The sequence below is a fragment of the Amycolatopsis sp. NPDC051903 genome (assembly GCF_044452505.1).
Taxonomy (GTDB): Bacteria; Actinomycetota; Actinomycetes; order Mycobacteriales; family Pseudonocardiaceae; genus Amycolatopsis.
In genome coordinates this window covers 251,035-272,969 of the sequence record NZ_JBITBT010000003.1, presented here as the reverse complement: position 1 = coordinate 272,969, position 21,935 = coordinate 251,035, and the positions used below count along the sequence as shown (strand labels likewise).

Annotated in this window: 20 protein-coding genes and 2 pseudogenes; 11 read left to right on the top strand and 11 right to left on the bottom strand. The window is 71.5% G+C overall.

Annotated features, from left to right (window positions below; genetic code table 11):
- Positions 1-8 precede the first annotated feature (8 nt).
- Complete coding sequence (locus ACIA77_RS08930) at positions 9-662, bottom strand: hypothetical protein (protein ID WP_395885654.1); 654 nt, start codon at positions 660-662, stop codon at positions 9-11.
- A gap of 27 nt (positions 663-689) precedes the next feature.
- Here ACIA77_RS08930 and ACIA77_RS08925 point away from each other — a divergent pair.
- A pseudogene (locus ACIA77_RS08925) lies at positions 690-917 on the top strand (MFS transporter); the annotation flags it as partial.
- 288 nt (positions 918-1,205) lie between these two features.
- Here ACIA77_RS08925 and ACIA77_RS08920 read toward each other — a convergent pair.
- Both ACIA77_RS08920 and ACIA77_RS08915 read right to left on the bottom strand, forming a co-directional pair.
- Positions 1,206-2,246, bottom strand: coding sequence for a zinc-binding dehydrogenase (locus tag ACIA77_RS08920; protein ID WP_395885225.1), 1,041 nt, complete (start codon positions 2,244-2,246; stop codon positions 1,206-1,208).
- An 18-nt stretch (positions 2,247-2,264) separates the two neighbouring features.
- Positions 2,265-2,873, bottom strand: coding sequence for a TetR/AcrR family transcriptional regulator (locus ACIA77_RS08915; RefSeq protein WP_395885224.1), 609 nt, complete (start codon positions 2,871-2,873; stop codon positions 2,265-2,267).
- Between the two features lie 332 nt (positions 2,874-3,205).
- Here ACIA77_RS08915 and ACIA77_RS08910 point away from each other — a divergent pair, with 332 nt between their 5' ends.
- Positions 3,206-4,498, top strand: coding sequence for an MFS transporter (locus ACIA77_RS08910; RefSeq protein ID WP_395885223.1), 1,293 nt, complete (start codon positions 3,206-3,208; stop codon positions 4,496-4,498).
- 53 nt (positions 4,499-4,551) lie between these two features.
- On the opposite strand, the gene ACIA77_RS08905 is transcribed toward ACIA77_RS08910, so the two are convergent.
- The 4 genes from ACIA77_RS08905 to ACIA77_RS08890 are packed head-to-tail and all read right to left on the bottom strand — an operon-like array spanning position 4,552 to position 8,199.
- Positions 4,552-5,796, bottom strand: coding sequence for an LLM class flavin-dependent oxidoreductase (locus ACIA77_RS08905; protein ID WP_395885222.1), 1,245 nt, complete (start codon positions 5,794-5,796; stop codon positions 4,552-4,554).
- A 27-nt stretch (positions 5,797-5,823) separates the two neighbouring features.
- Positions 5,824-6,585: an SDR family NAD(P)-dependent oxidoreductase gene (locus ACIA77_RS08900; protein WP_395885221.1), complete on the bottom strand. Its 762-nt coding sequence runs from the start codon at positions 6,583-6,585 to the stop codon at positions 5,824-5,826.
- A gap of 22 nt (positions 6,586-6,607) precedes the next feature.
- Positions 6,608-7,381: an alpha/beta fold hydrolase gene (locus ACIA77_RS08895; RefSeq protein WP_395885220.1), complete on the bottom strand. Its 774-nt coding sequence runs from the start codon at positions 7,379-7,381 to the stop codon at positions 6,608-6,610.
- A 20-nt stretch (positions 7,382-7,401) separates the two neighbouring features.
- On the bottom strand, positions 7,402-8,199 hold the full coding sequence (locus ACIA77_RS08890; protein WP_395885219.1) for an SDR family NAD(P)-dependent oxidoreductase: 798 nt from the start codon (positions 8,197-8,199) through the stop codon (positions 7,402-7,404).
- A 150-nt stretch (positions 8,200-8,349) separates the two neighbouring features.
- On the opposite strand from ACIA77_RS08890, the gene ACIA77_RS08885 reads away from it, so the two are divergent.
- From ACIA77_RS08885 to ACIA77_RS08870, 4 genes and pseudogenes are all read left to right on the top strand, one after another.
- Positions 8,350-8,922 carry an NADPH-dependent FMN reductase gene (locus ACIA77_RS08885; protein ID WP_395885217.1) on the top strand — a complete coding sequence of 191 codons (573 nt, stop codon included), beginning with the start codon at positions 8,350-8,352 and terminating at the stop codon, positions 8,920-8,922.
- Positions 8,922-9,128, top strand: a pseudogene (locus tag ACIA77_RS08880) (AMP-binding protein); the annotation flags it as partial. The gene ACIA77_RS08885 and the pseudogene ACIA77_RS08880, both read left to right, overlap by 1 nt.
- Positions 9,031-9,417 (top strand): AMP-binding protein, encoded by a 387-nt coding sequence (locus ACIA77_RS08875; protein ID WP_395885628.1) that lies wholly within the window; start codon positions 9,031-9,033, stop codon positions 9,415-9,417. The pseudogene ACIA77_RS08880 and the gene ACIA77_RS08875, both read left to right, overlap by 98 nt.
- A gap of 222 nt (positions 9,418-9,639) precedes the next feature.
- Positions 9,640-9,900 (top strand): hypothetical protein, encoded by a 261-nt coding sequence (locus ACIA77_RS08870; protein WP_395885216.1) that lies wholly within the window; start codon positions 9,640-9,642, stop codon positions 9,898-9,900.
- Positions 9,901-9,953: 53 nt separating this feature from the next.
- On the opposite strand, the gene ACIA77_RS08865 is transcribed toward ACIA77_RS08870, so the two are convergent.
- Both ACIA77_RS08865 and ACIA77_RS08860 read right to left on the bottom strand, forming a co-directional pair.
- The gene (locus ACIA77_RS08865) at positions 9,954-11,900 is read right to left on the bottom strand and encodes a helix-turn-helix domain-containing protein (protein ID WP_395885215.1); all 1,947 of its coding nucleotides are present in this window, start codon (positions 11,898-11,900) and stop codon (positions 9,954-9,956) included.
- On the bottom strand, positions 11,897-13,813 hold the full coding sequence (locus ACIA77_RS08860) for a helix-turn-helix domain-containing protein (protein ID WP_395885214.1): 1,917 nt from the start codon (positions 13,811-13,813) through the stop codon (positions 11,897-11,899). Before ACIA77_RS08860 ends, ACIA77_RS08865 begins: the two co-directional genes overlap by 4 nt.
- 187 nt (positions 13,814-14,000) lie before the next feature.
- Between ACIA77_RS08860 and ACIA77_RS08855 the strand changes: the two genes are divergently transcribed.
- Together ACIA77_RS08855 and ACIA77_RS08850 are read left to right on the top strand one after the other, a co-directional pair.
- Positions 14,001-14,792: an alpha/beta fold hydrolase gene (locus ACIA77_RS08855; protein WP_395885213.1), complete on the top strand. Its 792-nt coding sequence runs from the start codon at positions 14,001-14,003 to the stop codon at positions 14,790-14,792.
- Positions 14,789-15,298 (top strand): 3,4-dihydroxy-2-butanone-4-phosphate synthase, encoded by a 510-nt coding sequence (locus ACIA77_RS08850; RefSeq protein WP_395885212.1) that lies wholly within the window; start codon positions 14,789-14,791, stop codon positions 15,296-15,298. Before ACIA77_RS08855 ends, ACIA77_RS08850 begins: the two co-directional genes overlap by 4 nt.
- Before the next feature lie 1,186 nt (positions 15,299-16,484).
- Here the strand turns inward: ACIA77_RS08850 and ACIA77_RS08845 are convergent.
- Positions 16,485-17,039, bottom strand: a complete 555-nt coding sequence (locus ACIA77_RS08845) for an isochorismatase family protein (RefSeq protein WP_395885211.1) — start codon at positions 17,037-17,039, stop codon at positions 16,485-16,487.
- A 74-nt stretch (positions 17,040-17,113) separates the two neighbouring features.
- Here ACIA77_RS08845 and ACIA77_RS08840 point away from each other — a divergent pair, with 74 nt between their 5' ends.
- The 3 genes from ACIA77_RS08840 to ACIA77_RS08830 all read left to right on the top strand — a co-directional run bounded on the left by ACIA77_RS08840 (position 17,114) and on the right by ACIA77_RS08830 (position 21,252).
- Positions 17,114-18,070: a Gfo/Idh/MocA family protein gene (locus ACIA77_RS08840; RefSeq protein ID WP_395885210.1), complete on the top strand. Its 957-nt coding sequence runs from the start codon at positions 17,114-17,116 to the stop codon at positions 18,068-18,070.
- A 1,040-nt stretch (positions 18,071-19,110) separates the two neighbouring features.
- Positions 19,111-20,790, top strand: coding sequence for a DUF2339 domain-containing protein (locus ACIA77_RS08835; RefSeq protein WP_395885209.1), 1,680 nt, complete (start codon positions 19,111-19,113; stop codon positions 20,788-20,790).
- A 60-nt stretch (positions 20,791-20,850) separates the two neighbouring features.
- The gene (locus ACIA77_RS08830) at positions 20,851-21,252 is read left to right on the top strand and encodes a TIGR03667 family PPOX class F420-dependent oxidoreductase (protein WP_395885208.1); all 402 of its coding nucleotides are present in this window, start codon (positions 20,851-20,853) and stop codon (positions 21,250-21,252) included.
- Here ACIA77_RS08830 and ACIA77_RS08825 read toward each other — a convergent pair whose 3' ends face one another.
- Positions 21,253-21,819, bottom strand: coding sequence for a superoxide dismutase (locus tag ACIA77_RS08825; protein WP_395885207.1), 567 nt, complete (start codon positions 21,817-21,819; stop codon positions 21,253-21,255).
- Positions 21,820-21,935 lie beyond the last annotated feature (116 nt).

The window sequence follows — 21,935 nt, the reverse complement described above, 5'->3', positions numbered from 1 at the left end:
GGTGTCGATCACGTCGACTGGGGTCGGCGCGCAGCCGCGTCTTCTTCCTCCAGCTGCTCCGGCGCCGACGTCTCGGCCAGCGGTTTCTCCCGCGGGAACCAGACGAGGACGAAGCTGATCGTCACCACGATCCCGCCGATGAGGAACACCAGGCGCATCGAGGAGGCGAACCCGTCGAGGATCGGGCGCCAGCACGGGGTCGAGGGTGGTGAGGAAGGACGTGTCGTTGACGTCCACCTCCCGGTGCGCCGCCAACGCCGGGTGCCGCGCGAGCGCCGCACGGTAGGCGGGCGGCGCGGCAGCCGAGCCCACGGTGGCGGCGATCCGGTCGCCGACCGTGCTGAACAGGATCGACAGGGACACCGCGCACCGACCCTGCCGCCGATCTGGCGGGAGAACGTGGACGCGGACGTCGCGACGCCGATGTGAAGCACGTCGACGTCATTGGCGGCGGCCAGGGTGAGCGTCTGCATCGACGAGCCGAGCCCGATCACCATGATCACCGTGAGCGGCGTGCCGACGCCGATGGCCGCCAGCGCGAACGTCGCCGCCGTCATCAGGCCCAGCCCGGCGACGGCGAACGGCTTGTAGCGCCCGGTCCGGGTGATCACCCAGCCGCTCACGGTGCCGGCGACCATGATCCCGAACGTCAGCGGCGGCATCTGCCCTCCGGCCGCTGCGGGCGCCTGGCCGGGCGCAAGCCGATGTACCTCGCCGTGATCTCGATCTTCCTCGCCGGTTCGCTCGCGAGCGGGATGGCGGACTCGATGTACGAACTGGCTGCGTTCCGTCGACGGGTTCCTCGCCGGGGTGCGGTCGGTGCGAGCACCACGGGCTGGCGCTGGGTGTTCCTGGTCAACGTGCCGCTGGCGCTCATGGCGCTGGACGTGGTCAGCCACGTGCTGGACCTGGCGCACGGGTGCGTCGGAGAGCTTGCCGTACAACGGAGTCGAGAGCGTCGAGGTGATCAGCTACGCCGTGGTCGCCCGGGCTTGCAGGCTCTGGTCGTGCAGTTCGTCGGGTCCAGCGTCGCGAGCAGCGTGCCGAGCACCAGGCCGGACAGCACGGGCCGGAGCGGTGCTTCGACAGGCGTCCGGCCGGTTGCGCGGTGGTGTCGATGGGCTCTCCCGTGACGTGGTCGGCGTCGTCGTGGTCTGACCGGGCACCACCGTGCTGGACCCGCCAGCACGGTGGTGCGCCGACGGCTACGGGGACACCACCACCTTGATCGACGTCGCCGGGTCGCGCTGGGCTTCGAAGGCCGCCTTGATGTCGGCCAGGGCGAAGCGGTGCGAGATCAGGGGCCGGACGTCCACTCGGCGCGAAACGAGCAGGTCGAAGGCCTCCTGGCAGTCGCGGGCGGTGTAGGCGAAGCTGCCGAGCAGGCGGAGTTCCTTCTGCACCAGGTCGTCGACCGGCAGCGACAACGGGTGGGCCGCGAGGGCGATCGCGGAGATCGGCGCCGCGGCGCGGGCCAGCGAGAACGCCAGCGGCAGCACGGGTGCGGCGCCGGAGCACTCGAAGACGGCGCCCACCGCACCCGACGAGGGCTGGTAGGGCGAGGCCGTGGTGCCCCGCGAGGCGAAGAGTGAGGCGCGGACGTCGGAGTCGGCCGGGTTCAGGCCTTCGTGCGCGCCGGCCGCCAGCGCCGCGGCCAGGCGGCGGGGCGAGGTGTCCACCACGATCACGTCCCGCGCGCCCCGCGCGAGCAGCACCTGGACCACGCACTGGCCGATCGTCCCGAGGCCGAAGACCACGATCGGCTCGTCGAGGGGCGGCTCGGCGTGCTCGACCGCCCGCACCGCCACCGACAGCGGCTCCAGGAAAGCCGCCTCCTCCAACGGAAAATCGGCCGGCAGCACGAACAGGTGCTGCCCGACGACGGCGTCGCGGACCACCACCTGGTCACCGAAACCACCCGAATGGCCGGACCCGGCCGAACACAGGTTGTGCCGGCCCTCGGCGCACCGCGGACACGAACCGCACGGCGCCGCCGGGTTCACCGCGACGCGGTCGCCCACCGACACCCCGGACACCCGCGCACCCGCCGCGGTCACCGTCCCGGCGTACTCGTGGCCCAGCGGCACCCCGGGTGCGATCCACGCGCCCTCGGTGTAGGAGTGCACATCCGAACCGCAGATGCCGCACGCCCCGACGGACACGACCACATCGGACGGTCCGCACCCCGGTGCCGCCACTTCGTCGATGGAAAGGGTTTCGATCGCCTGCCACGTGACCACTCGCACGAGATGCCTCCTTGTGTCCTAAGTGGAACTCTTGATGCCCCTGAGGAACATGTCCCAGAACTGGTACGCGATCTGGCGCGGCTCGAGCGAACCGTCGCTGCGGTACCACTGGTAGGCCCAGTTGCACATGCCGAACACGGCCAGTGCGCCGAGCCGCGGGTCGACCGCGCGGAACGAGCCGTCGGCCGATCCCCGCTCGATCAGCTCGGCCACCTGCGCTTCGTACTCGTCGCGCTTGTGCCGGATGCTGTCGCGCTCGGCGGCGGGCAGTTCGCGGTGGTGCTCGAAGAACACGCGCACGTGCCCGCGGTGCGTTTCCATGAGCTCGAGGACGTCGGTCATCACCTCCAGCAGCTGCTGCTCCGGCGGCAACTGCGCCTGCTGACGCCGCCGGTGCCGGCCGAGCAGCAGGTCGATGAACTCCTCGTGGATCGACGCGAGGATCTCCTCCTTGCTGCCGAAGTAGTGGTACAGCGTGGGTTTCGCGATCCCGACGGCCTGGGCGAGGTCGTCCACCGTGGCGTTGGCGTAGCCGCTGCGGTCGAACAGCTCGGCCGCGGTCGTCACGATCTCCTGGCGGCGCTCGGTGAGCGTCAGGCGGCGTCGGTGAGGGTCCTTTGTGGGCACGGCGAAAACCGTAGCACCAGAAAACCGACCGTTGAGTAGCGAGCGTTGCGCCGCCTGGGTGACAGCTGTGCTCGCTGCGATAACCCTTGGAAAGCAACGACTTCCACCCGATAACGGCGAGTTCGAGAAGTTTCCCAGTGGCGCTTGACACACCACGAAGCCGAGCGCAAGCTGTCTCGAACCGACTAGTCGGTCGGGATCTTTTCGGCTGAGGCACCTCTTCCGCCTCCCTAACCACCACCTGCATCCGCACCCCTGTGTCCGGAGGGTCTGTCATGTCGTTCCCCGCACCGGTTCCCCGCGCGAAACTGTTCACCGGAAGGCGCGGGCTCATGCTCGCGAGCATCCTGATCGTCAACTTCGTGGTCTGGCTGGACAGCGCGAAGTTCAGCCTGCTCAACCCGTTCTGGTCCACCGACCTGCACCTGTCCCCGAGCCAGATCTCGAGCGTGACGGCGAGCTACCTGCTGGGGTACTTCCCCCTGCTCCTGCTCGCCGGGATCCTCGCCGACCGCCTCGGCGCCAAGCAGATGCTGATCATCTGCATCTCCGGCGTCACGGTGCTCTCGGCGACGATGGCGTTCGTCCACACCTACAACGAGATGTGGTGGCGGAACCTGATCTTCGGCGTGTTCTTCGGGTTCTCCTGGGCTCCGTCACAACGGCTCCTCTCCGTGTGGTTCCCGGGCGCGCTCGGCGCCAGGGCGACGTCGACGTGGATGAGCTCCACGCTCATCGCGGGCGTGCTCGCGCCGGCGATCGCGCTGCCGCTGGCGAACCACCTGTCCTGGCGGGACGCGTTCATCGTCGTGGCGGCGCTGGGTGTGCCGGCCTTGGTGATGCTCGTGCTGTTCACGGCCAACAAACCCGAGAAGCTGCGCGGGATCACCCCTCAGGAGGTCGCCGGCATCCAGGCCGAGCACCGCGGGGTCGAGGTCCGCGAGAAGCTGAGCTTCCGCGAACTGCTGCGGGCGCTGAAGAACCGCAGCATCCTCACGATGATCATCGCGACCGCGCTGGCGACCACCCCGACGTGGCTTTCGGGACCGTGGCTGCCCTACGGGCTCATCACCCTCGACAAGGTCAACCCCGACACCGTGGCCTGGGTCAGCCCGCTCATCGCGGTCATCCCGGTCCTCTTCGGACTCGTGAACGGCACGCTCGTGTCCCGGTTCTTCGGCGGCCGCACGAGGCCGTGGCTGATCCTCGGCCCGGCGTGCGGGGCCGTCGGGTTCCTGATGGGCGTGCTGTTGCACGATTCGACGTGGGTGCTGTGGGGCTTCTTCATCGGCGCCTTCGCCTTCCTGTGCGATCCGATGTTCTGGGGCACGGTCAACAGCTACTGGGCCGGCATCTCCCGGCCCGAGGTCACCGGCACGCTCAACGGCGCGTCGGCGGCCATGCAGGTCGCGGTCGGCTGGGTGATCACCGACCAGAGCGGGAAGTGGATCGACACGTCGGTGGCCGGCCGCGGCCAGCTGGACACGATCTGGCTGGTCGGGGCGATCCTGTTCGCCGTGTCGATCATCCCGGTGCTGCTGTCGAAGGAGGTGCGGGTGCACCAGGCGGTGGCGGGCAAGCTCGAACCGACGCTGCCGGCCCGGACCACCGATCCGGTGTCCTGAGCACCGTCCACTGAGGAGGGGCGTCCCCGCGAAGGGACGCCCCTCGTAGGTGTTCAGGCCGTGCGCACCGCGGCGGGGAAGCGCTCCGCGATCCGCTGCTGGGTGACCTTCGGCGTCCAGTGGTCGTCGAGGCCGGCCCAGATGTCGCGCAGCTTCGGGATCACCCGCGTGCCGAACAGGTCGTTGTTCATCGCCGCGACCTCTTCGGACAGGTTGCCCACGTGCATGCACGTGATGAGCTGGCCGATCCGCAGATCCGTCACCAGTTCGCGCACGCGCTGCTCGACGCGTTCTGGCGTGCCCGCGATGATGTAGCCGAGTTCGTCGTACTCCCAGAAGGACAGCTCCCCGGTCTGCGCCTTCATCCGTTCCTCGTTGGACATCGTGCGCGCCCGCGTGAGGTTGGCCTTGAGCGAGGGCAGGGAGTTGTACCCCGGCGGCGTCGCGAACTCCAGCGCCGTCGGGTTCTGCCGGTAGAAGTACTTCACAGCGTCGCCGTAGAGCCGTTCCGCCTCGGTGTCGGAATCCGCGCAGCAGATGATCTGCGTGAACGCCATGCGGTTCGGGTTCGTGTCGGCGCCCTGTTGCTCGGTGTAGTCCCAGAACCCCTTCACGATCGGCTCGGCGCTCTGCTTGCCGGAGAAGGACAGGTAGCCGTAGCAGTAGTTGAAGGCGTTGACCACGTCCCACGTCTCGACGCTGCCGCTGCCCGGGATCCACACGGGGATGTCGTCCTGCACCGGCCGCGGCCACGTGTTCACGTACCGCAGCTTCGTGTACTTCCCGTTGAAGGTGAACGGTTCCTCGGCGCGCCACGCCCGCGTGATGAGATCGCGGGCCTCGTGGAAGCGGTCGCGCAGTTCGATGGGCGGCACACCGTAGGAGAAGCCGGTGTCCATCGGGGTGCCGAAGACCATGCCGGCGATGATGCGCCCGCCCGAGAGGCAGTCGAGCATCGCGATCTCCTCGGCCACGCGCACCGGCGGGTTGTACAGCGCCAGCGAGTTGCCGCACAGCGCGATCGCCGAGTTCTCCGTGGTGCCGGCCAGGATGGCGGCGATCAGGTTGGGCGAGGGGGTCATCGCGAGTGAGGTCTGGTGGTGCTCGTTGAGCAGCAGCGAATCCCAGCCGAGCCGGTCGGCCTGCTGCATGAGCCGCAGGTAGAGGTGGTAGTCGTCGTGGACCTGGCCGGGTTCGGCCACCGACGCCGGCGGCGTGACCCACGAGCTGTGCACGGTGGAGCCGTAGTCCTCGGGGAGCTTCGTGTAGTACTGCTGGGCGAACCAGTGGAACTTCACGGGAACCTGCCTTTCGAAGTCGGGGTTTCAGCCGGCCGCCATGGCGCCGCCGTCGACGCGGTACGTCTCGCCGTTGACGAACGCGGACTCGTCGGAAGCCAGGAACAGCACCATGTTGGCGATGTCCGACGGCAGCCCGGCGCGCGGCGAAGCCGTGGTCTCGAGCGATTTGGCCGGGAGGTCGGGCACGGCGTCGAGCAGCTGCTGCGTCTGGATCACGCCGGGCGCGATCGCGTTGCAGCGGATGCCCTGCCGCCCGTGCTGGGCGGCGAGGTAACGCGTCAGCCCGATCACGGCGGCCTTCGTGCTGCCGTACGCCGTGAGCCCCGCGCTGCCGCGCAGGCCGCCGACCGACGCCATGTTGACGATCGAGCCGCCGCGGCCGGCCTCGACCATGTGCGGCAGCGCGTACTTGCACGTCAAGAAGATGCTCCGCACGTTCGTCGCGAACGCCCGGTCCCACAGCGCGAGGTCGGTGTCGACCACGGTGGTGTCGCCGAACCACGCGTCGGGCCCGACGAGCGCGGCGTTGTTGTGGATGACGTCCACGCGCCCGTACCGGTCGATCACCGCGGCCACCAGGTCCTGAATGGACTGCTGGTCGGTCGCGTCGTAGCGCACGGCGCTCGCGTCGCCGCCGAGCTCGCCCGCCACCTGCTTCGCGCCGGCCTCGTTGATGTCGGCGACCACCACGGTCGCGCCCTCGCGCGCCAGCGTGTACGCGGTCTCGCGGCCGATGCCCGCCGCGCTCCCGGTGACCAGCGCGATCTTGCCGTCTACCCTGCCCATCTGCGGTGTCCTCTCAGGAGACTCAGGAATCCAGGAAAGCGGTGACCACGGACACGAACTCGTCCTCCCGCTCGACCATCGGGTAGTGGCCGGCCTCGTCGATCACGGTGACCTTCGCGTCGGGCACGAGCCGCGCGAACTCCTCGGCGTACGCGGTGGGCACGAGCCCGTCGGACGCGCCGTTGACGACCAGCGTCGGCGCGGAGACCAGCGGCAGCCGGCGCCGCAGGCCGCGGTCGGCGATCGGCCACATGAACTTCGTGGCCGAGCCGAGGTTGCGGGCGGAGAACAGGATGGCCCCGTGCGGGTCTTCGGGGTCCGGCACGAAGTTCGTCGGCTCCTGCTCCGGCGGCCCGGCGTGCCACTTGGCCGCCTTGACCTCGGCGGCGGCGCCGAACGGGTCGAGTGCCGGCTGGTCGTCGAGCCACAGCCCGAACGGGTCCACGAGCACGAGCCGCCGCACGAGCTGCGGCGCGACCGCGGCCAGTTCGGCGGCGAACATCCCGCCGAGCGAGTGCCCGACGACGTCGACCTGGTCCAGACCCCACGACCGGACCAGCTCGCGGTGGAACAGCGTCACGTCGAGCACGTCGCTGAAGTGCTCGAACCCGGTCGAGGTCCCCCAGCCCGGCAGCTCGGGCGCGAGCACACGGCGGACTTCGGCGAGGCGCTTCAGGAACCCGGCTCCGCCGGGGTGGCGCTCGTACCCGTGCAGGTAGAGCAGCGGCGATCCGGTGCCGTCCTCCCAGAGGTCGACCTCGAACCGCCCGATGTTGGCGATGTCCAGCGTTGTCATGCGGGTACCTCCTCCATCCTTCAGTCGGTGAACTGGCCGCCCGCCGGGTGCAGCATCTGGCCGGTGACGAACGAGGACTCGTCGGACGCGAGCCACAGCACCGCGTTCGCCTGCTCTTCGGGGGTGCCGAGGCGGTTCATGGGCGTGATGCTCATGGCCGAGCTGTAGGCCGCCACGTTGTCTTCGAGGCCGGCGATCATCGGCGTCGCCGTGTAGCCGGGGCCGACGGCGTTCACGCGCACGCCGGTGGTGGCGAGCTCGAGGCCGAGGACCTTGGTGAGCATCCACACGCCGGCCTTCGACGTGCAGTACGGCGCCGCGCCGGCCAGCGGGATCTTCGCCGCGCTGGACGCGATGTTGACGATCGAACCACCGTCGCCCTGCGCCAGCATCTGCCGCGCGAGCGCGCGGTCGGTCATCATCACGCCGAGGACGTTGACGTCCAGCACGCGCCGGAACGCGTCCGTCGGCAGGTTCACCAGGTGCGTCGCGTCGCCGCCGTCCGCGCGTGCTTCGGCGTTGCTCATCCCCGCCGCCGTGGCGATCCCGGCGGCCGCGACACCGACGTCGACCCGGCCGAACTCGCTCACGGCCGCGGCGACCAGCGCGTCGCAGTCGGCTTCGCTCGTGGTGTCGGTGTGCACGAACGTCGCCTTGCGGCCCGTTTCCTCGACCAGCCGGACGGTTTCGCCCGCGTCCTGCACGTCGCCGAGCACCACGTGGGCGCCTTCCCGTGCGAAGCGCACCGCGGTGGCCCGCCCGATGCCGCTCGCGCCGCCGGTGACGACGGCGATCTTGTTCTCCAATGCCAAAACCATGCGCTCGACTGTGACCGCCGACACGCGCGCGCGACAACGGAAGTTCGTGCGCCTTGCCGCCCCCCGGCATGTGCGGATTCCCATTGCCGGTGCGCGGTGCTCCCGCTGACGATGGGCAGGGCCAAGACAGCGGATGACGGGTGGTGGGTCGTGAAACAGCTGCACGTCGTGGGGCTCGGGGGAACCGTGCGTCCCGGGTCGTCGAGTGAACAGGCGCTGAGAGTGGCGCTGCGCCACGCGGAAGAGCTGGGGGCGAGCACGCGGGCGTTCGCCGGCGCGGAGCTGGCCCGGCTGCCGATGTACGCGCCGGGCGGCGACGGCGGTGGGGTCGCGCGCGAGCTCGTGGAGCACCTGCGCCGGGCCGACGGCGTGATCATCGCCTCGCCCGGCTACCACGGGTCGATGTCGGGCCTGGTGAAGAACGCCCTGGACTACGTGGAGGACATGCGGGAGGACGCGTTGTCCTACCTCGCCGACCGCGCCGTGGGGCTCGTCGTGGCGGCCCACGGCTGGCAGGCGGGGGTGACGACGCTGGGCGCGTTGCGGTCGGTCGTCCACGCGCTGCGCGGCTGGGCGACGCCGTACGGCGCGGTGGTGAACTCCCTGGAAGCGCGGTTCGCCGACGGGGTGTGCGACCAGCCGCGGGTCACGCAGCAGCTGCACCTGGTGGCCGACGAGGTGGTGCGGTTCGGGAGCCTCGTCGCCGGGGCCCGGGTCGCGTGATGGACGCGCTGTCGTTCGAACCGCTGACGCCACTGTCCTTTCTGGACCGGGCGGCCGCGGCGCACGGGTCGCGGATCGCCGTGGTCGACGGCGCCTCGCGCTGGACGTATGCGGAGCTGCACGACCGGTGCCACCGGCTGGCCGGTGCGCTGGCGCCGTTGGCCGAGGGGCGGCCGGTCGCGGTGCTGGCGCCGAACCCGCACGTGCTGCTGGAGGCGAACTTCGGTGTGGCACCTGTGGACGCTCCCGATGTTCCACTGCAACGGCTGCTGTTTCCCGTGGGCGGTGACCGCCGCGGCGGCGACGCACGTGTGTCTGCCCAAAGTGGACCCGGCCGAGGTGTGGCGGCTGATCCGAGAGGAGGGCATGACGCACCTGAACGGCGCGCGCCGACCGTGCTGTCGATGCTCGCGTACGCACCGGAAGCCGCGCCCGTCACGCCGACGGTGCGTGTCGCGACCGGCGGAGCGCCGCCGTAAGGCGTCGGGAACATGATCGCGTGCGTGGTGCGGGTGGTCGGCGAGGATGGTGCCGACGTGCCCGCCGACGGCGCGACGGTCGGCGAGATCGTGTTGCGCGGCAACAACGTGATGCTCGGCTACTTCAAAGACCCCGCGGCGACGCGCGAAGCGGCACCCGACGGCTGGTTCCGCACCGGCGACCTGGGCGTGCTGCACCCCGACGGCTACGTGGAACTGCGCGACCGCAAGCAAGGACGTGCTCATCTCGGGCGGCGAGAACATCGCGTCCGTCGAGGTGGAGCAGGCCATCGCCGACCACCCGGCGCTGCTGGAGGTGGCCGTGGTCGCGGCGCCGCACGAGCACTGGGGTGAGGTGCCGGCCGCGTGCGTGACCCTGCACGCGGGCGCGTCCGCCACGGAGGAGGAGATCGTCGAGCACGTGCGGTCGCGGCTGGCGCGGTTACCAATCCGGCCAAAAGTAGGCGGACACCAACCGGCGGCTATCCGCGTGTGCTAACGGTTTCCGCCGTGACTGTGGTCGGATTGGTGACAATCGGCACAGTAAGGCGCCTAAGTCGGTGGTGTTCGGTGAGCTGCCGAAGACGTCGACGGGGAAGGTGCAGAAGTTCGTGTTGCGCGAGCGGGCGCGGGAGACGCCGGCATGAGCCGGTAGAGCTGCAGGGCGACCTGGAGGTCGAGCGTGTGCTCGGGTTCGCGCCAGCCGGCGCCGTCGAGCACGCGGTCGATGCGGTCGAGGCGCTGGTAGAGCGTGTTGACGTGGATGCCGAGCGCGCGGGCGGCGGCGGGTGGGCTCTGGCCGCGGTCGAAGTAGCACTCGACGGTGGCCAGCAGGGCCGAGCGGTGCTCGGCGTCGTAGTCGAGCAGCGGCCCGAGCGCGCGGCGGACCACCCGGTGCAGCTGTTCGGGCCCGGCGTGCTCCAGCACCACGCCGACCACTCCGAGCTCGTCGAGGCCCATCCCGTCACCGGCGCGGCCGAGGGCGAGCAGGAGGCGGTGGCAGCGAACGGCTTCGCGGTGCGTGGCGCGCAGGCGTTCGAGATCGTGCGCGGGCCCGGCCGCGCCCGCGGTGACCGAGGTGTTCGTCTTCGCGGTGAGGTCCGCCGCGACCGCGCGCGCGGTGGCGCCGGCGTCGCAGCCGGGCAGGAGCAGCACGACGTGCCCGTCGACTTCGCTCGCGAGGCCGGAGCGCGCGGTGGCCGTGCATTCCGCCGTCGCGGCGAGGTCCGGGGCGTCGCCGGAAACGACCACGGCGACGTGGGGTTCGCCGGGCGTGAGGATGGTGAAGCGGTCCGCGCGCCGCCGCAGTGAGGCCCAGTCGGGTTCGCGGTCGCCGAGCAGGTCTTCGACGAGTTCGTGGCGCAGGTCCTGCTCGACGGTCGCGGTCTGGCGTTCGAGCAGCACCAGCAGCGTCGCGGTCTGCGCGGCGCGTTCGAGCGTGCCGAGTTCCGTTTCGGTGAGCGGCTCGGCGCGGCCGAAGTACAGCCGCCCGTGCGTTTCGCCGCCGGCGCGCAGGGGGACGACGGTGCCGCCGCGGAACACGGCCTCGACCGGGATGCCGCCGGGCGCGGTGGCCGCGACGCGGTCGGTGCCGGTCTCGAGGGCGACGGTGCCGTCGAGCAGCCGCGCCATCGTGTCGGCCACCTCGCCGAGGTCGGCGCCCGCGAGGGCGAGCGGCATGAGCAGTTCGTGGGCGGTGGCGGCGAGTTCGAGCGCGTGGCGCTGCGCGGACAGCTGGGCGTGGGCTTCGCGCAGCTCTTCGGTCGTGCTGCCGACCTGGCCGAACAGCCGGGCGTTGTCGATCACCACGGACGCGTGGTGCGCGAGCGAGGTCAGCAGCGCGATGTCGTGCTGGTCGAAGGTGCGCTCGTGGCGGTCGGCGGCGAACAGCGCGCCGATCACGCGGGAACCGAGTTTCATCGGCACGCCCGCGATGCTGACCACGCCGTCCTCCCCGACGGCGCTCGCGACCTGCGTTTCGCGGTGGATGCGCGGGTCGGCGAGGTAATTGGTGGTGGCGAACGGACGGCCGGTCGCGATCACGCGGCCGCCGACGCCGGAGCCGGGCCGCTGGCGCACCGAGCGGATGGGTTCGGTCACCGTGCCGGCGGTGACGCGCATGTACGCGTCGCCGGTGTCGTCGTCGATCAGGGCGATGTAGGTGGAGTCGGTGGCGAGCAGGCGGCGGACGCGGTCGACGATGGCGCTGAGCACGTCGTCGACGTCCCTCAGTGAGGTCAGATCGCGCGCGGTTTCGTACAGGGCTTGGGTTTCGCGTTCGCGCTGCGCGCGGCGGGCGAGGATGCCGCGGACGGTGCGGGCGTCCCGGACGGCCCGGCGCAGGAGCGTTTTCCGGTCGCCTTCGGGGAGGGTGTGCAGGCTCGTTTCGACGGCGTCGAAGTCGGCTTCGGGGGCTTCTTCGGCGAGCAGGAACGTGAGGTAGGCGAGGACTTCGACGGGTGTGTCCACTGTGGAGGGACGCAGGATCTCGGCGGTCACGACGCCACCGGGATCTGGTCGAGCACGCGGCGCAGCTGCAGCGCGATGCGCAGCGTCAGCGCCCCGGCCGGCTCGCGCCAGCGGCGGTGGCCGAGCACCTGGTCGACGCGGTCGAGGCGCTGGTAGACGGTGTTGGCGTGGACCTGCAGCAGGCGCGCGGCCGCGCGCGGGTTCTCGCCGGCGGCGAAGTAGCCGTCGAGGGTTTCGGCGAGCGGGGAACCGTGTTCGCGGTCGTAGTCGAGGATCGGGCCGGCGGCGGTTTCGACGAGCGTCTTCACGTGGTCGCGGGAGGCGCCGTCGAGCACGAGGCCGAGCACGCCGAGATCCTCCAGGCTGGCGGCCGTGCCGGCGCGGCCGAGCGCGACGAGCAGGCGGTGGCAGCGTTCGGCTTCGCGGTGGAGTTTCCGCACCACGGGGGCCGTCGCGGCGGGACCCGCGACGCCCGCGGTGACGGTGCCGCCGGTGGCGCGTTCGAGGTGGCGGCGCGCTTCGCGGACGGCGGCGGTCGCGTCGGCGCAGGGGAGCAGGAGCACGACGTGGCCGCCGTGTTCGGTCGCGACGCCGGCGTGGGCGCGCACGTAGTCGGCGGCCGCGCGCAGCAGCCGCCGGCGGGTGGTGCCCGTCGCCGAGACGACGAGGACGGTCTGGCGGGCGGCGAAGTCGATGACCCCGGAGACCTTCGCGCGGCGGCGCAGGGCGGCCCAGTCGGGTTCGCGTTCGGCGAGCAACTCGTCCACGAGCTGGCCGCGCACTTGTTGTTCGGCCGCGGACGTCTGGCGTTCGACCAACACCACGAGCGCAGCGGTCTGCGCGGCGCGTTCGAGAATGCGCTTGTCGGTGTCGAGCGGTTCGGCGCGGCCGGCGAAGAGCAGGTGGCCGAAGGTTTCGGCGCCGGCGCGGACGGGGACGGTCCACGCGGGGCCGAGGTCGCGGGCGCGGCCGGGTCCGGGTTCGTCCGGTGGGTTCGCGGGGAGCCGGTCGCGCAGCTCGGGTGGACCGGCTTGGGCGAGGGGAGTGCCGTCGGGTTCGACGGCGAGCACGGCGCCGTCGAGGGTTTCCGCGACGGCCTCGACGAGCTCGGCCAGGTCGGCGCGGCGCAGGACCATGGCCATGAGCTGTTCGTGGGCGGTCGCGGCTTGTTCGAGCGCCTTGTTGTGCCGGGCGAGCTGGTCGTTGGCAGCGAACAGCTCCTCGGCCGTCGCCTTGGTGGCGGCGAACAGCCGTGCGTTTTCCAACACGACCGCCGCGTGATCGGCCAGCGAGCCGAGGAGATCGATCTCGGATTGTGCGAATGTTCGCTCGTCGCGGTTCGCGCCGAACAACACGCCGATCACCTCGTCGCCGACCCGCATCGGCACGCCGAGGATGCTCACGATCCCGTCCTCCGCCACGGCGGAGGCGACGGAGTGCTTGCGCCGGATCCGCTCGTCGCGCAGGTAGTTGGCGGTGGCGAACGGCCGGCCGGTCTGGGCCACCCAGCCGCCCACGCCGTAGCCGGGCGGCTGGCGCAGCGACTCGATGGGCCGGGTGATCGTGCCGAGCGTGACGCGCATGTACGCGTCGCCAGTGCCGGCGTCGACCAGCGCCATGTACGCCGCGTCCGTGCCGAGCAGCCGCCGCACGCGGGCGACGATCGCGTCGAGCGCCGCGTCGACCTCGCGAACCGAAGCGAGGTCACTGGCCGTGTCCAGGAGCGCCTGCATCTCGCGCTCGCGGCGCTTGCGGTCGGCCAGGAGGCCGCGGATGCGCGCCGCCCTGGTCAGCGTGAGGGCGACGAGCTCGCCGTCACCCTCGCCGGCCAGATCCTCGCCGAGCCGGTCGAACTCGCCCGTCGCGCCCGTCTCGTCGGCGAGCAGGTGCAGCAGCCTGGCCAGGTCCCGTTCCGTGGTGGTCACACCGCCGTTGGTGTCCATCTCGTCTCCTCGGTGCCTGTTGACATCTTGACCACAGATGTCCGGCCGAGTCGACCAAAAGCCGCTGGATGGCGCAGTGCGTGTGGATCCGTCCATGGTTTTCGCGCCGGTGGTGTGCGGCTTCCCGTTGTCGGTGCGCGGCCGGTTCGCCGAGAGTGGTCCTGCGTTTCGGCGGAAGGAGCCCGCGTTGGCCACAGCAACCGTGAACGGCGTGTCCCTGCACTACGAGACCGCCGGCGAGGGCCCGCCGCTGCTGCTCATCGCCGGTCTGGGCGCGAACTCGGCCGCGTGGGCCGGCGCGGTGCCCGTGCTGAGCTCCCGCTTCACCGTGATCACCTTCGACAACCGCGGCGTCGGGCGCAGCTCGGTGCCGCCGGGCCCGTACCCGGTCGATCTCCTGGGCGACGACGCGGCGGCCTTGGTGACGTCGCTGGGCCTGGGCCCGGTCGCCGCCGTGGGCTGGTCGCTGGGCGCGTCGGTGCTCCAGTCCATGCTCGTCCGGCACGGCTCGCTGGTGACGAAAGCCGTGCTGCTCAACGGTTTCCCTTCGTACACGCCCATCCAGGACGCCTGGCTGGACGCCGGCCTGGCCCTGCGCCGCGCGGACGCGGACCCGCTGGCCGTCGGCGTGAGCGGCATGGCGTGGGTCTTCACCCCCCGCGTGCTGACCGACCACGAAACCCTGGTGGAACAAGCGAAACTCGCCGCCTCGGACCCGTACCCCACGTCGCTGGCGGGTTTCGAAGCGCAGGCCGCGGGCCTGCGCGGCTACGACTCCCGCGCCCTCTTGCCCACGGCCACCACCCCGACCCTCGTTCTCGCCGGCGCCGAAGACGTGCTGACGCCGGTGTCGCAATCCGCGGAGATGGCCGCGTTGCTCCCGCAGGGCTCCTTGCGGGTCCTGCCGCGCGGCGGCCACGCCATGCTGCTGGAGTACCCGGACGACACGCTCGCGGCGATCACCGCGTTCCTCTCATGACCCTCACCGCCCACCACCCCACCCCGCTGGCCCACGACGCCCCGGTCCTGATCGACGACCACCTCGTCCTGCCGGCCGCGTCGGTCACGACGGCCTCGATGGCGTTCCTCATCCGCCACACCAGCGGCTTCGCCTGCGTCGCGCTGCCCCGCGACCGCCTTCGCGCGCTACGCATCCCCCTGCTCCTGGCCGACGACCCGGACCGCCCCCCGTACGCCGTCTCCGTCGACGCCGCCGCGGGCATCACCACGGGCATCTCGGCACACGACCGCGCCCTGACCGCCCGCGTCCTCGCCACCCCGCGCTCCGACTGGACCGACCTCATCCGGCCCGGCCACGTCGTCCCCGTCCTCGCCCGCCCCGGCTCCACCGGCATCCCCGAGGCAGCGGTGACGCTGTGCCGCCGCACCGGCCTGCCGCCGGCCGCGGTTCTGGCCGCTGTCGCCGACCCCACGGATCCCGCCCTGGCCCACCTCCCACGCCTCTCGGCCGCCGACCTCTGCTGACGCGCTGCTCGCGTCGGCCAACCGCTTCGCCGCGCCCTGGCCCACCTCCCGCGCCTCTCGGCCGCCGACCTCTGCTGACGCGCTGCTCGCGTCGGCCAACCGCTTCGCCACGCCCTGGCGCCGGGTCCTGGCCGCCGTCCGGCGGCTCGGCCAGTCTGCTGCCCGGGTTTTTGTCGTCGGCCGCCGACCCGTGCCGTCGTGCTCGTCGACTGGCCGCTTTACCGGCGGGGGTGCCTGGGTCGCCGGCCACTCCGGTGAGTACCGCCCTGTTCTTGGTCGTCGGCTGGCTGCGGCTCCTCCGCGCCAGACCGCGGTTGCCGACTTGTGCTGGCGGGACTGGCCTGGGTTTTGGTTGCCGCGTTGCTCCGCTCTGCTGTGGGGCTGTTTCGTCGGCTGGTGTGGTTCATCCGCAGCCGGTCAGGGTCGCCGGCTTGTGCTGGCGCGTCGGGCCTGGGTTGTGGGTGGCCTGTAGGTCTGCTCCTCTGTGTGGCAGCTCCGTTGGCTGGCGTGGCTCGTCTACTGCCGGTTGGCGGGCTTGCGGGATTGGCCTGGGTTGTGGTTGGCGCGCGGGTCCGCTCTGCTGCGTGGCCGCTTCGTTGGCGGTCCTGGTTCGTCTGTCGCCGGTCAGGGTCGTCGGCTTGTGCTGGCGGGACTGGCCTGGGTTTTGGTTGCTGGCTAGGTCCGCTCTGCTGTGTGGCGGCTTCGTTGGCTGGCGTGGCTCGTCTACTGCCGGTCGGTGGGCTGGCGGGATTGGCTTGGGTTGTGGTTGGCGCGTGGGTCCGCTCTGCTGCGTGGCCGCTTCGTTGGCTGGCCTGGTTCGTCCGTCGCCGGTCAGGGTCGTCGGCCTGGCCGGGCGGGTGGGCCAGGGCCTTCATTGCCGGGCCGGTCCGCTCTAGCGTCCGGCAGCTGTGCCGGCTGGCGTGGTTCGTCGGCGGCCGGTCAGGGGTGCCGGCTCGTGCCGGCGGGCCGGGCCAGGGTCTTGGTCGCCGGGCAGTTCGGTCCGACTTGTGCAGGCCTCGTCGGCTGGGCTCTTGCGGCCCGGTGGCCCGTCACGCGGGTCCGTCGCTGAGCGGACTCGGCGTCGCGCTTGTGTCACCGCGTGGCGTGGTCTGCACCGCCCACGGTCTGTCCGAACCCCGGTGGCGCCCGCGGTAGGTTCCGGCTCCCCGCGGCCGCGGTTGCCGCCTCAGGCGGTGAAGTCGACGTCTTGCGTGGTCACCGTTCCGGCCGTTCGCCCGGGGGCGCGGTGGTAGTTCCAGTACAGGTTCGTGTGCGCGATGACCTTGTCGGGCGTCGGGGCGCCGTAGGCGGACAGGTCCTCCGTCGTGTGGGCGTCGCCGACCAGGGTGGCGTCGTAGCCGCGCGCGATGGCGCCGTGGAGGGTCGAGCGGATGCACTCGTCGGTCTGCGCGCCCGTGACGAACAGGCGTCCGATGCCGCGCGCCGACAGCACGGACTCGAGGTCGGTGTCCTCGAACGAGTCGCCGTACTCCTTCTGCACGAGCGCTTCCGATTCGCGCCGCTCGAGTTCCGGCACGTACTGCCACTGGGCGCTGTCGCGGGGCATCTCGTCGCTGTTGTGCTGGATCCACACCACGTCGACGCCGGCGGCGCGCGCCTTGTCCACGAGCGCGCCGATGTTGGCGACGACCTTGTCCCGCTCGTGGGCGTGGCCGACCACGCCGTTCTGCACGTCGATCACGAGCAGCCCGGTCTTCGGGCGGTTGACGAGCGTGGTCATGGCGCCTCCTGCACTCGGGTCGCTCGATGGTATGTCTTCGCACCGACAGTTTCGGGCGATTTCAGGGAGGACGCATGACACCGCTGCGCTGGGGGATCATGGGCACGGGCGGCATCGCGCGGTCGTTCGCCGAAGACCTGCGGCTCACCGACTCCGGCGTGGTCGCCGCCGTCGGCTCGCGCACCCGCGCCACCGCCGACGCCTTCGCCGACCGCCTCGGCATCCCCGGCCGCCACGGCAGCTACGAGGCGCTGGCCGCCGATCCGGACGTCGACGTCGTCTACGTCGCCACGCCCCACCCCATGCACCACGACAACGCGATGCTCGCGCTGTCCGCCGGCAAGCCGGTGCTGGTGGAGAAGCCGTTCACCATGAACGCCGACGAAGCCCGCTCACTGGTGAAGTTCGCCCGCGACCGCGGCCTGTTCCTCATGGAAGCCATGTGGACGCGTTTCCTCCCGCACATCCACCACGTCCGCTCCCTGCTCCCGCAGCTCGGCGACATCGTCACCGTCACCGCCGACCACGGCCAGTGGTTCCCCCAGGACGCCACCTCACGCCTCTTCGCCCCCTCCCTCGGCGGCGGCGCGCTCCTCGACCTGGGCATCTACCCGGTTTCGTTCGCCTCGATGATCCTCGGCACCCCCTCGCGCGTGGTGTCCATGACCTCCCCGGCTTTCACCGGCGTCGACGCCCAAACCTCCATGCTCTTCGGCTACGAAACCGGCGCCCACGCCGTCCTCACCTGCACCCTCCGCGCCGCCACCCCCGCCACGGCGTCCATCGTGGGCACCGACGCCCGCCTCGACCTCGCCGGCGCCTTCTACGCCCCGACCACGATCACCCTGACGCCCCGCGGCGGCACCCCCACACCCCACCCCCACCCCGACGCGGGCCGCGGCCTCCGCCACCAAGCCGACGAAATCGCCCGCCTCCTCGCCGCCGGCGAAACCGAAAGCCCCCTCATGCCCCTGGACGAAACCATCTCGATCATGGCGACGATGGACGAGGTCGTCGCTCAGGCCGGCTGACCACCGGGCCTTCGGGCCGCGTCGTGGCCCAGGCCGGCTGGCCGCGGGGCCTTCGGGCTGGGTCGTGGCCCAGGCCGGCTGGCCGCGGGGCCTTCGTGCCGGTTCACCCGGCCCCCACCTGCGCGGCCCGCCTACGCGCCTCCCGCCGTGCCGCCGCTTCCGCCGCACCGCCGCCGGGCCGCCGGGCCGCCGAGCCCCCGCGGCTCGGCGGCGGTGCGGCACCGAATCGGGGCCCCACCCCCACCCCTCCCAGCCTGCCGAGATCGAAACCGTCCCGTGTCCGGGTTTGAGTAGTGCTACGGATCCGATCGTCACCACTCATCCCCGACCCTGTCGGCATGACCACGGACGCCGCCACGCTCCAGCGCCTCGCCGACGAGCTCAACCACCTCGGCCGGCACCTCGCCGACGTCGGCGCAGAGCTCCGCACCGTCGGGTCCACGCTCGCCTCAACGGCCGCGCAACCGCAGGCCGAGCCGGTGAACCCGCTGGTCCAGCCGACGGCACAGCAGTCCCCGCGCCCGGGCGACGTCGCCTGGCAGCGGTCCGCGCCTGCCGTCCAGCCCGATGCCGTCCAGGCCGCCGCCACACCCTCAGCCGACGCCACTCTTCGCCCGACAACGACGCCGCAGTCGGAAACGTCAGCAGACGTGACTCCGCGCCCGACACCGGAAACCCAGCCGGAGACGTCGACGGGCGCCACTTCGCTCCCGTCATCGGCAACGCAGCCGGAGACGGCAACCGACGCCACGCTGCGCCCGGCATCGACCCCGCAGTCGGAGACGTCAGCGGAAGCGACTCCGCTCCAGACACCGGCAGCGCAACCGGAGACATCGAGGCAGTCCGCTTCCCAGCCAGGGCCGCACTTCAGCCAGCAGCCTGTTCCACCGCAAGCCACCCAGCCTTCCCAGCCCGGGGCAGCGCCGACCGCGGCGCAGGCAGCGTCACCGCAACCGTCCCAGCCCGGGGCCCACCCGGGCGTGGCACAAGCAGCACCGCCCCTGACGACTCAACCAGCCCCGCCCGGCGCCCAGCCGCGCATGGCACAAGCGCCACCCCAGCCGACTCAACCAGCCCAGGCACAACCTCAGCCGAGCCACCCGACCACACAGCCACTGCCACCCCACCCCTACTCCGGTTACCAGCCCAACTGGCCCTACGCCGCCGCCCACCAGCCCTACCCGGGCCAGTACGCCTACCCGTACCCGGCCCCGCAGCCGTACCTCCCGCCGCCCACGTTGGGCGAGCGCCTCGGCAAGGAAGGCGCCGGCTCGCGGTGGCTGGCGTGGATCGGCGGCGCGGTGACGTTGCTGGGCATCGTGCTGCTGCTGGTGCTCGCCGTGCAGCGCGGGTGGCTCGGGCCGTTGCCGCGGGTGCTCGTGGGAGCCGCGTTCGGCGCCGTGCTCGTCGGGGCCGGCGCGTGGCTGCACCGCAAACCGGCCGCGCGCACCGGTGCGTTCGCCCTCGCCGCCACGGGGATCGCGACGCTCTACCTCGACGCGATAGCCGCCACCTCCTTGTACGAATTCCTGCCCGTCCCCGCGGGCCTCGCCACCGGCCTCGTGCTCGCGGTGGGCGGTCTGCTGCTCGCCGTCAAGTGGGATTCCCCTCTGCTCGCCAGTTCCGTCGTCATCGCCTGCGGCGTGTGCGCACCCGTGATCACCCGGGGCTTCACGGCCGAGCTCGTGACGTTCCTCCTCATCCTCCAGATCGCCACGACACCCGTCCAGTTGCGACGGTCGTGGTGGTCCCTTTCGCTCGCCTCAGCGATTCCACCCTTGACAACGTCGATGATCGCCACTGCGCTGCACACGCAGCACACCGCCGTTGCCCTCGCCGTCAGCGTCGTGAGCGCCGCGCTCTCGCTGATCTTCTTGCGGCGCAACGAAAACAACCCCTACCTGCTCGCCGTTCTGGCCGCCGCGCCGCTGCCCGTCCTGGTCGCCGCGTTGACGCTGCCGAAGCACCAAGCGGCCCTCTTGGCGGGTGGGGCAGCGGTCGTTCTCGGCGCGACGTGGCCGTTCGTGCGTAACCAATCGGGTGCTGTTGCCGGCGTTGCCGCCCTCGTCGCCGCATTGCAGGCCACCGTCACGGAGTTCGACGGCGGCTCCGTCCTCCTCGGTGAAGCCGTGGCGCTCGCGTTCGCCGCCCGCTACACGAAAAACCGTTATCTGCTCGGCGGTTCACTCTTCTTCGGCGTGCTCGGCGGCTTCCTCGCGATGAGTTCCGACGTCACGCCCGCACTCCTCGTCATCCCGCGCCCCCACACCACAACCGACCTCCTGGCCGCGTTGGCCGCCGCAACGGTGCTGCTCGGCGCCGCGGTTGCGTGGCCGTGGGCAGCCGCGCGCCTCGAAGTCCTCAAGCCCGCCAAGCTCTTGCCGTGGATTCCCGCGGGGCTGGCCGCGCTCTACGGCGCGGCCGGTCTCGTCCTCAGCGCTTCGCTGCTCGCAGTTCCCGGGCGGTCGGGTTTCCTGCTGGGCCACGCGCTGATCACCGTCTCCTGGACGATCGCCGCCCTCGCCCTGTTGCTGCGCGGCATCGCGATCGTCGCGTTGCGCGTGATCGGGCTCGTGCTCGTCGCCGCGGCCCTCGCGAAGCTCGTGCTGTTCGACCTCGCGGCGCTCGACGGGCTCGCCCGAGTGGGTGCATTTCTCGGCGCCGGCGTGGTTCTTTTGGTTGCAGGGACACGATATGCGCGGCTGGTCGCGTCGCGGTAGCGGAAACTGTCGGTGCCTTGTGGTTCTCTGGTTCTCACCACAACCGAGGGGAGACCGACCATGGCCTACACACCCGACCCGAAGCTGATCGACCGCGCCGCCGAGCCGGTGGCGTGGCTGACCACCATCACGCCGAAGGGGCGTCCCGCACCGCGCCCGGTGTGGTTCGTCCTCGACGGCGACGACATCGTGGTGTTCAGCCAGCCCGACACCGCGAAGCTCCGCCACATCGCCGCCAACCCGGAGGTGAGCTTCCACCTCAACAGTGACGAACACGGCGGCAGCATCCTCGTGGTCAACGGCCGCGCCCAGGTCGAGGAGGGCAAGGCCTCCGACGCGCCGGGTTACCTGGACAAGTACCAGTCCCGGTTCGCCGGCATCGGTTTCGCCGACGCGGCCGGGTTCGACGCGTCGTACTCAGTCCGCCTGCGGATCGTCCCGGAGCGCTCCTGGGGATTCTGATCAGAAGCCGACGTCCAGGCAGGCCAGCCGGGCGCCCGCGGTTCCGGCGTGTCCGGGGTCGGTGTGCGTGTGCATTTCGTGGATCACCACGGAGTGTGCGCGCCGAGAGCCGAATGTCCAGTCCACAGTGGACGTCGCGCGCGCCGTGCCGAAGCGGTCGGTGCTGAAGTCGAGCCAGATCTCGTTGCGCGGGTTGGCGTAGGCGGGGTCCACCGACGGCTTGACCGGGTCCGGCGTGTGCTGGAAGTGGGGGCCCGCGTCGTCGCCGGTGGGGCCGCAGGCGTTGACGTGGGCGTGGGCGCCGTACTCATGGCTGGGGAGCAGGCCGGTCACGATGAGCGTGGTGGTGGTACCGGTCCCGCGCGCGGAGGTGCCGAACACGTGCGCCTGGGCGCCGCCGGGCACGAGGTCGGTGCGGTAAGTGACGGCGTGGGCGCCCGGGGCGTACCCGGTGAAGGTGCCGTGCGCCGAGGTGAAGTGGACGGGTGCCGCCTGGGCGGTGGTCGCGGTGAGGCCGGCCAGACCGGCGACGACAGCAGCGGAAAGGAGCGTGGGAACGATTCGCATGGTCATTCTCTAGCCAGAGCACGGGCCGGGCCGCCACGGGCGCCACCCGAAGGTGTGGCCAGGTGTGCCGAGCCGGGCGTCTTTCGGCACGGGCCGCACGGGGTACCCGGCGGGCT

Excerpts from the sequence above, each read along its gene's own strand:
- ACIA77_RS08930 (WP_395885654.1), bottom strand. The coding sequence starts at position 662 with ATGCCGCCGCTGACGTTCGGGATCATGGTCGCCGGCACCGTGAGCGGC.
- ACIA77_RS08910 (WP_395885223.1), top strand. The coding sequence starts at position 3,206 with ATGCTCGCGAGCATCCTGATCGTCAACTTCGTGGTCTGGCTGGACAGC.
- ACIA77_RS08900 (WP_395885221.1), bottom strand. The coding sequence starts at position 6,585 with ATGGGCAGGGTAGACGGCAAGATCGCGCTGGTCACCGGGAGCGCGGCG.
- ACIA77_RS08895 (WP_395885220.1), bottom strand. The coding sequence starts at position 7,381 with ATGACAACGCTGGACATCGCCAACATCGGGCGGTTCGAGGTCGACCTC.
- ACIA77_RS08890 (WP_395885219.1), bottom strand. The coding sequence starts at position 8,199 with ATGGTTTTGGCATTGGAGAACAAGATCGCCGTCGTCACCGGCGGCGCG.
- ACIA77_RS08875 (WP_395885628.1), top strand. The coding sequence starts at position 9,031 with ATGCGGAGCTGCACGACCGGTGCCACCGGCTGGCCGGTGCGCTGGCGC.
- ACIA77_RS08860 (WP_395885214.1), bottom strand. The coding sequence starts at position 13,813 with ATGGACACCAACGGCGGTGTGACCACCACGGAACGGGACCTGGCCAGG.
- ACIA77_RS08850 (WP_395885212.1), top strand. The coding sequence starts at position 14,789 with ATGACCCTCACCGCCCACCACCCCACCCCGCTGGCCCACGACGCCCCG.
- ACIA77_RS08845 (WP_395885211.1), bottom strand. The coding sequence starts at position 17,039 with ATGACCACGCTCGTCAACCGCCCGAAGACCGGGCTGCTCGTGATCGAC.
- ACIA77_RS08840 (WP_395885210.1), top strand. The coding sequence starts at position 17,114 with ATGACACCGCTGCGCTGGGGGATCATGGGCACGGGCGGCATCGCGCGG.
- ACIA77_RS08835 (WP_395885209.1), top strand. The coding sequence starts at position 19,111 with ATGGCACAAGCGCCACCCCAGCCGACTCAACCAGCCCAGGCACAACCT.
- ACIA77_RS08830 (WP_395885208.1), top strand. The coding sequence starts at position 20,851 with ATGGCCTACACACCCGACCCGAAGCTGATCGACCGCGCCGCCGAGCCG.
- ACIA77_RS08825 (WP_395885207.1), bottom strand. The coding sequence starts at position 21,819 with ATGCGAATCGTTCCCACGCTCCTTTCCGCTGCTGTCGTCGCCGGTCTG.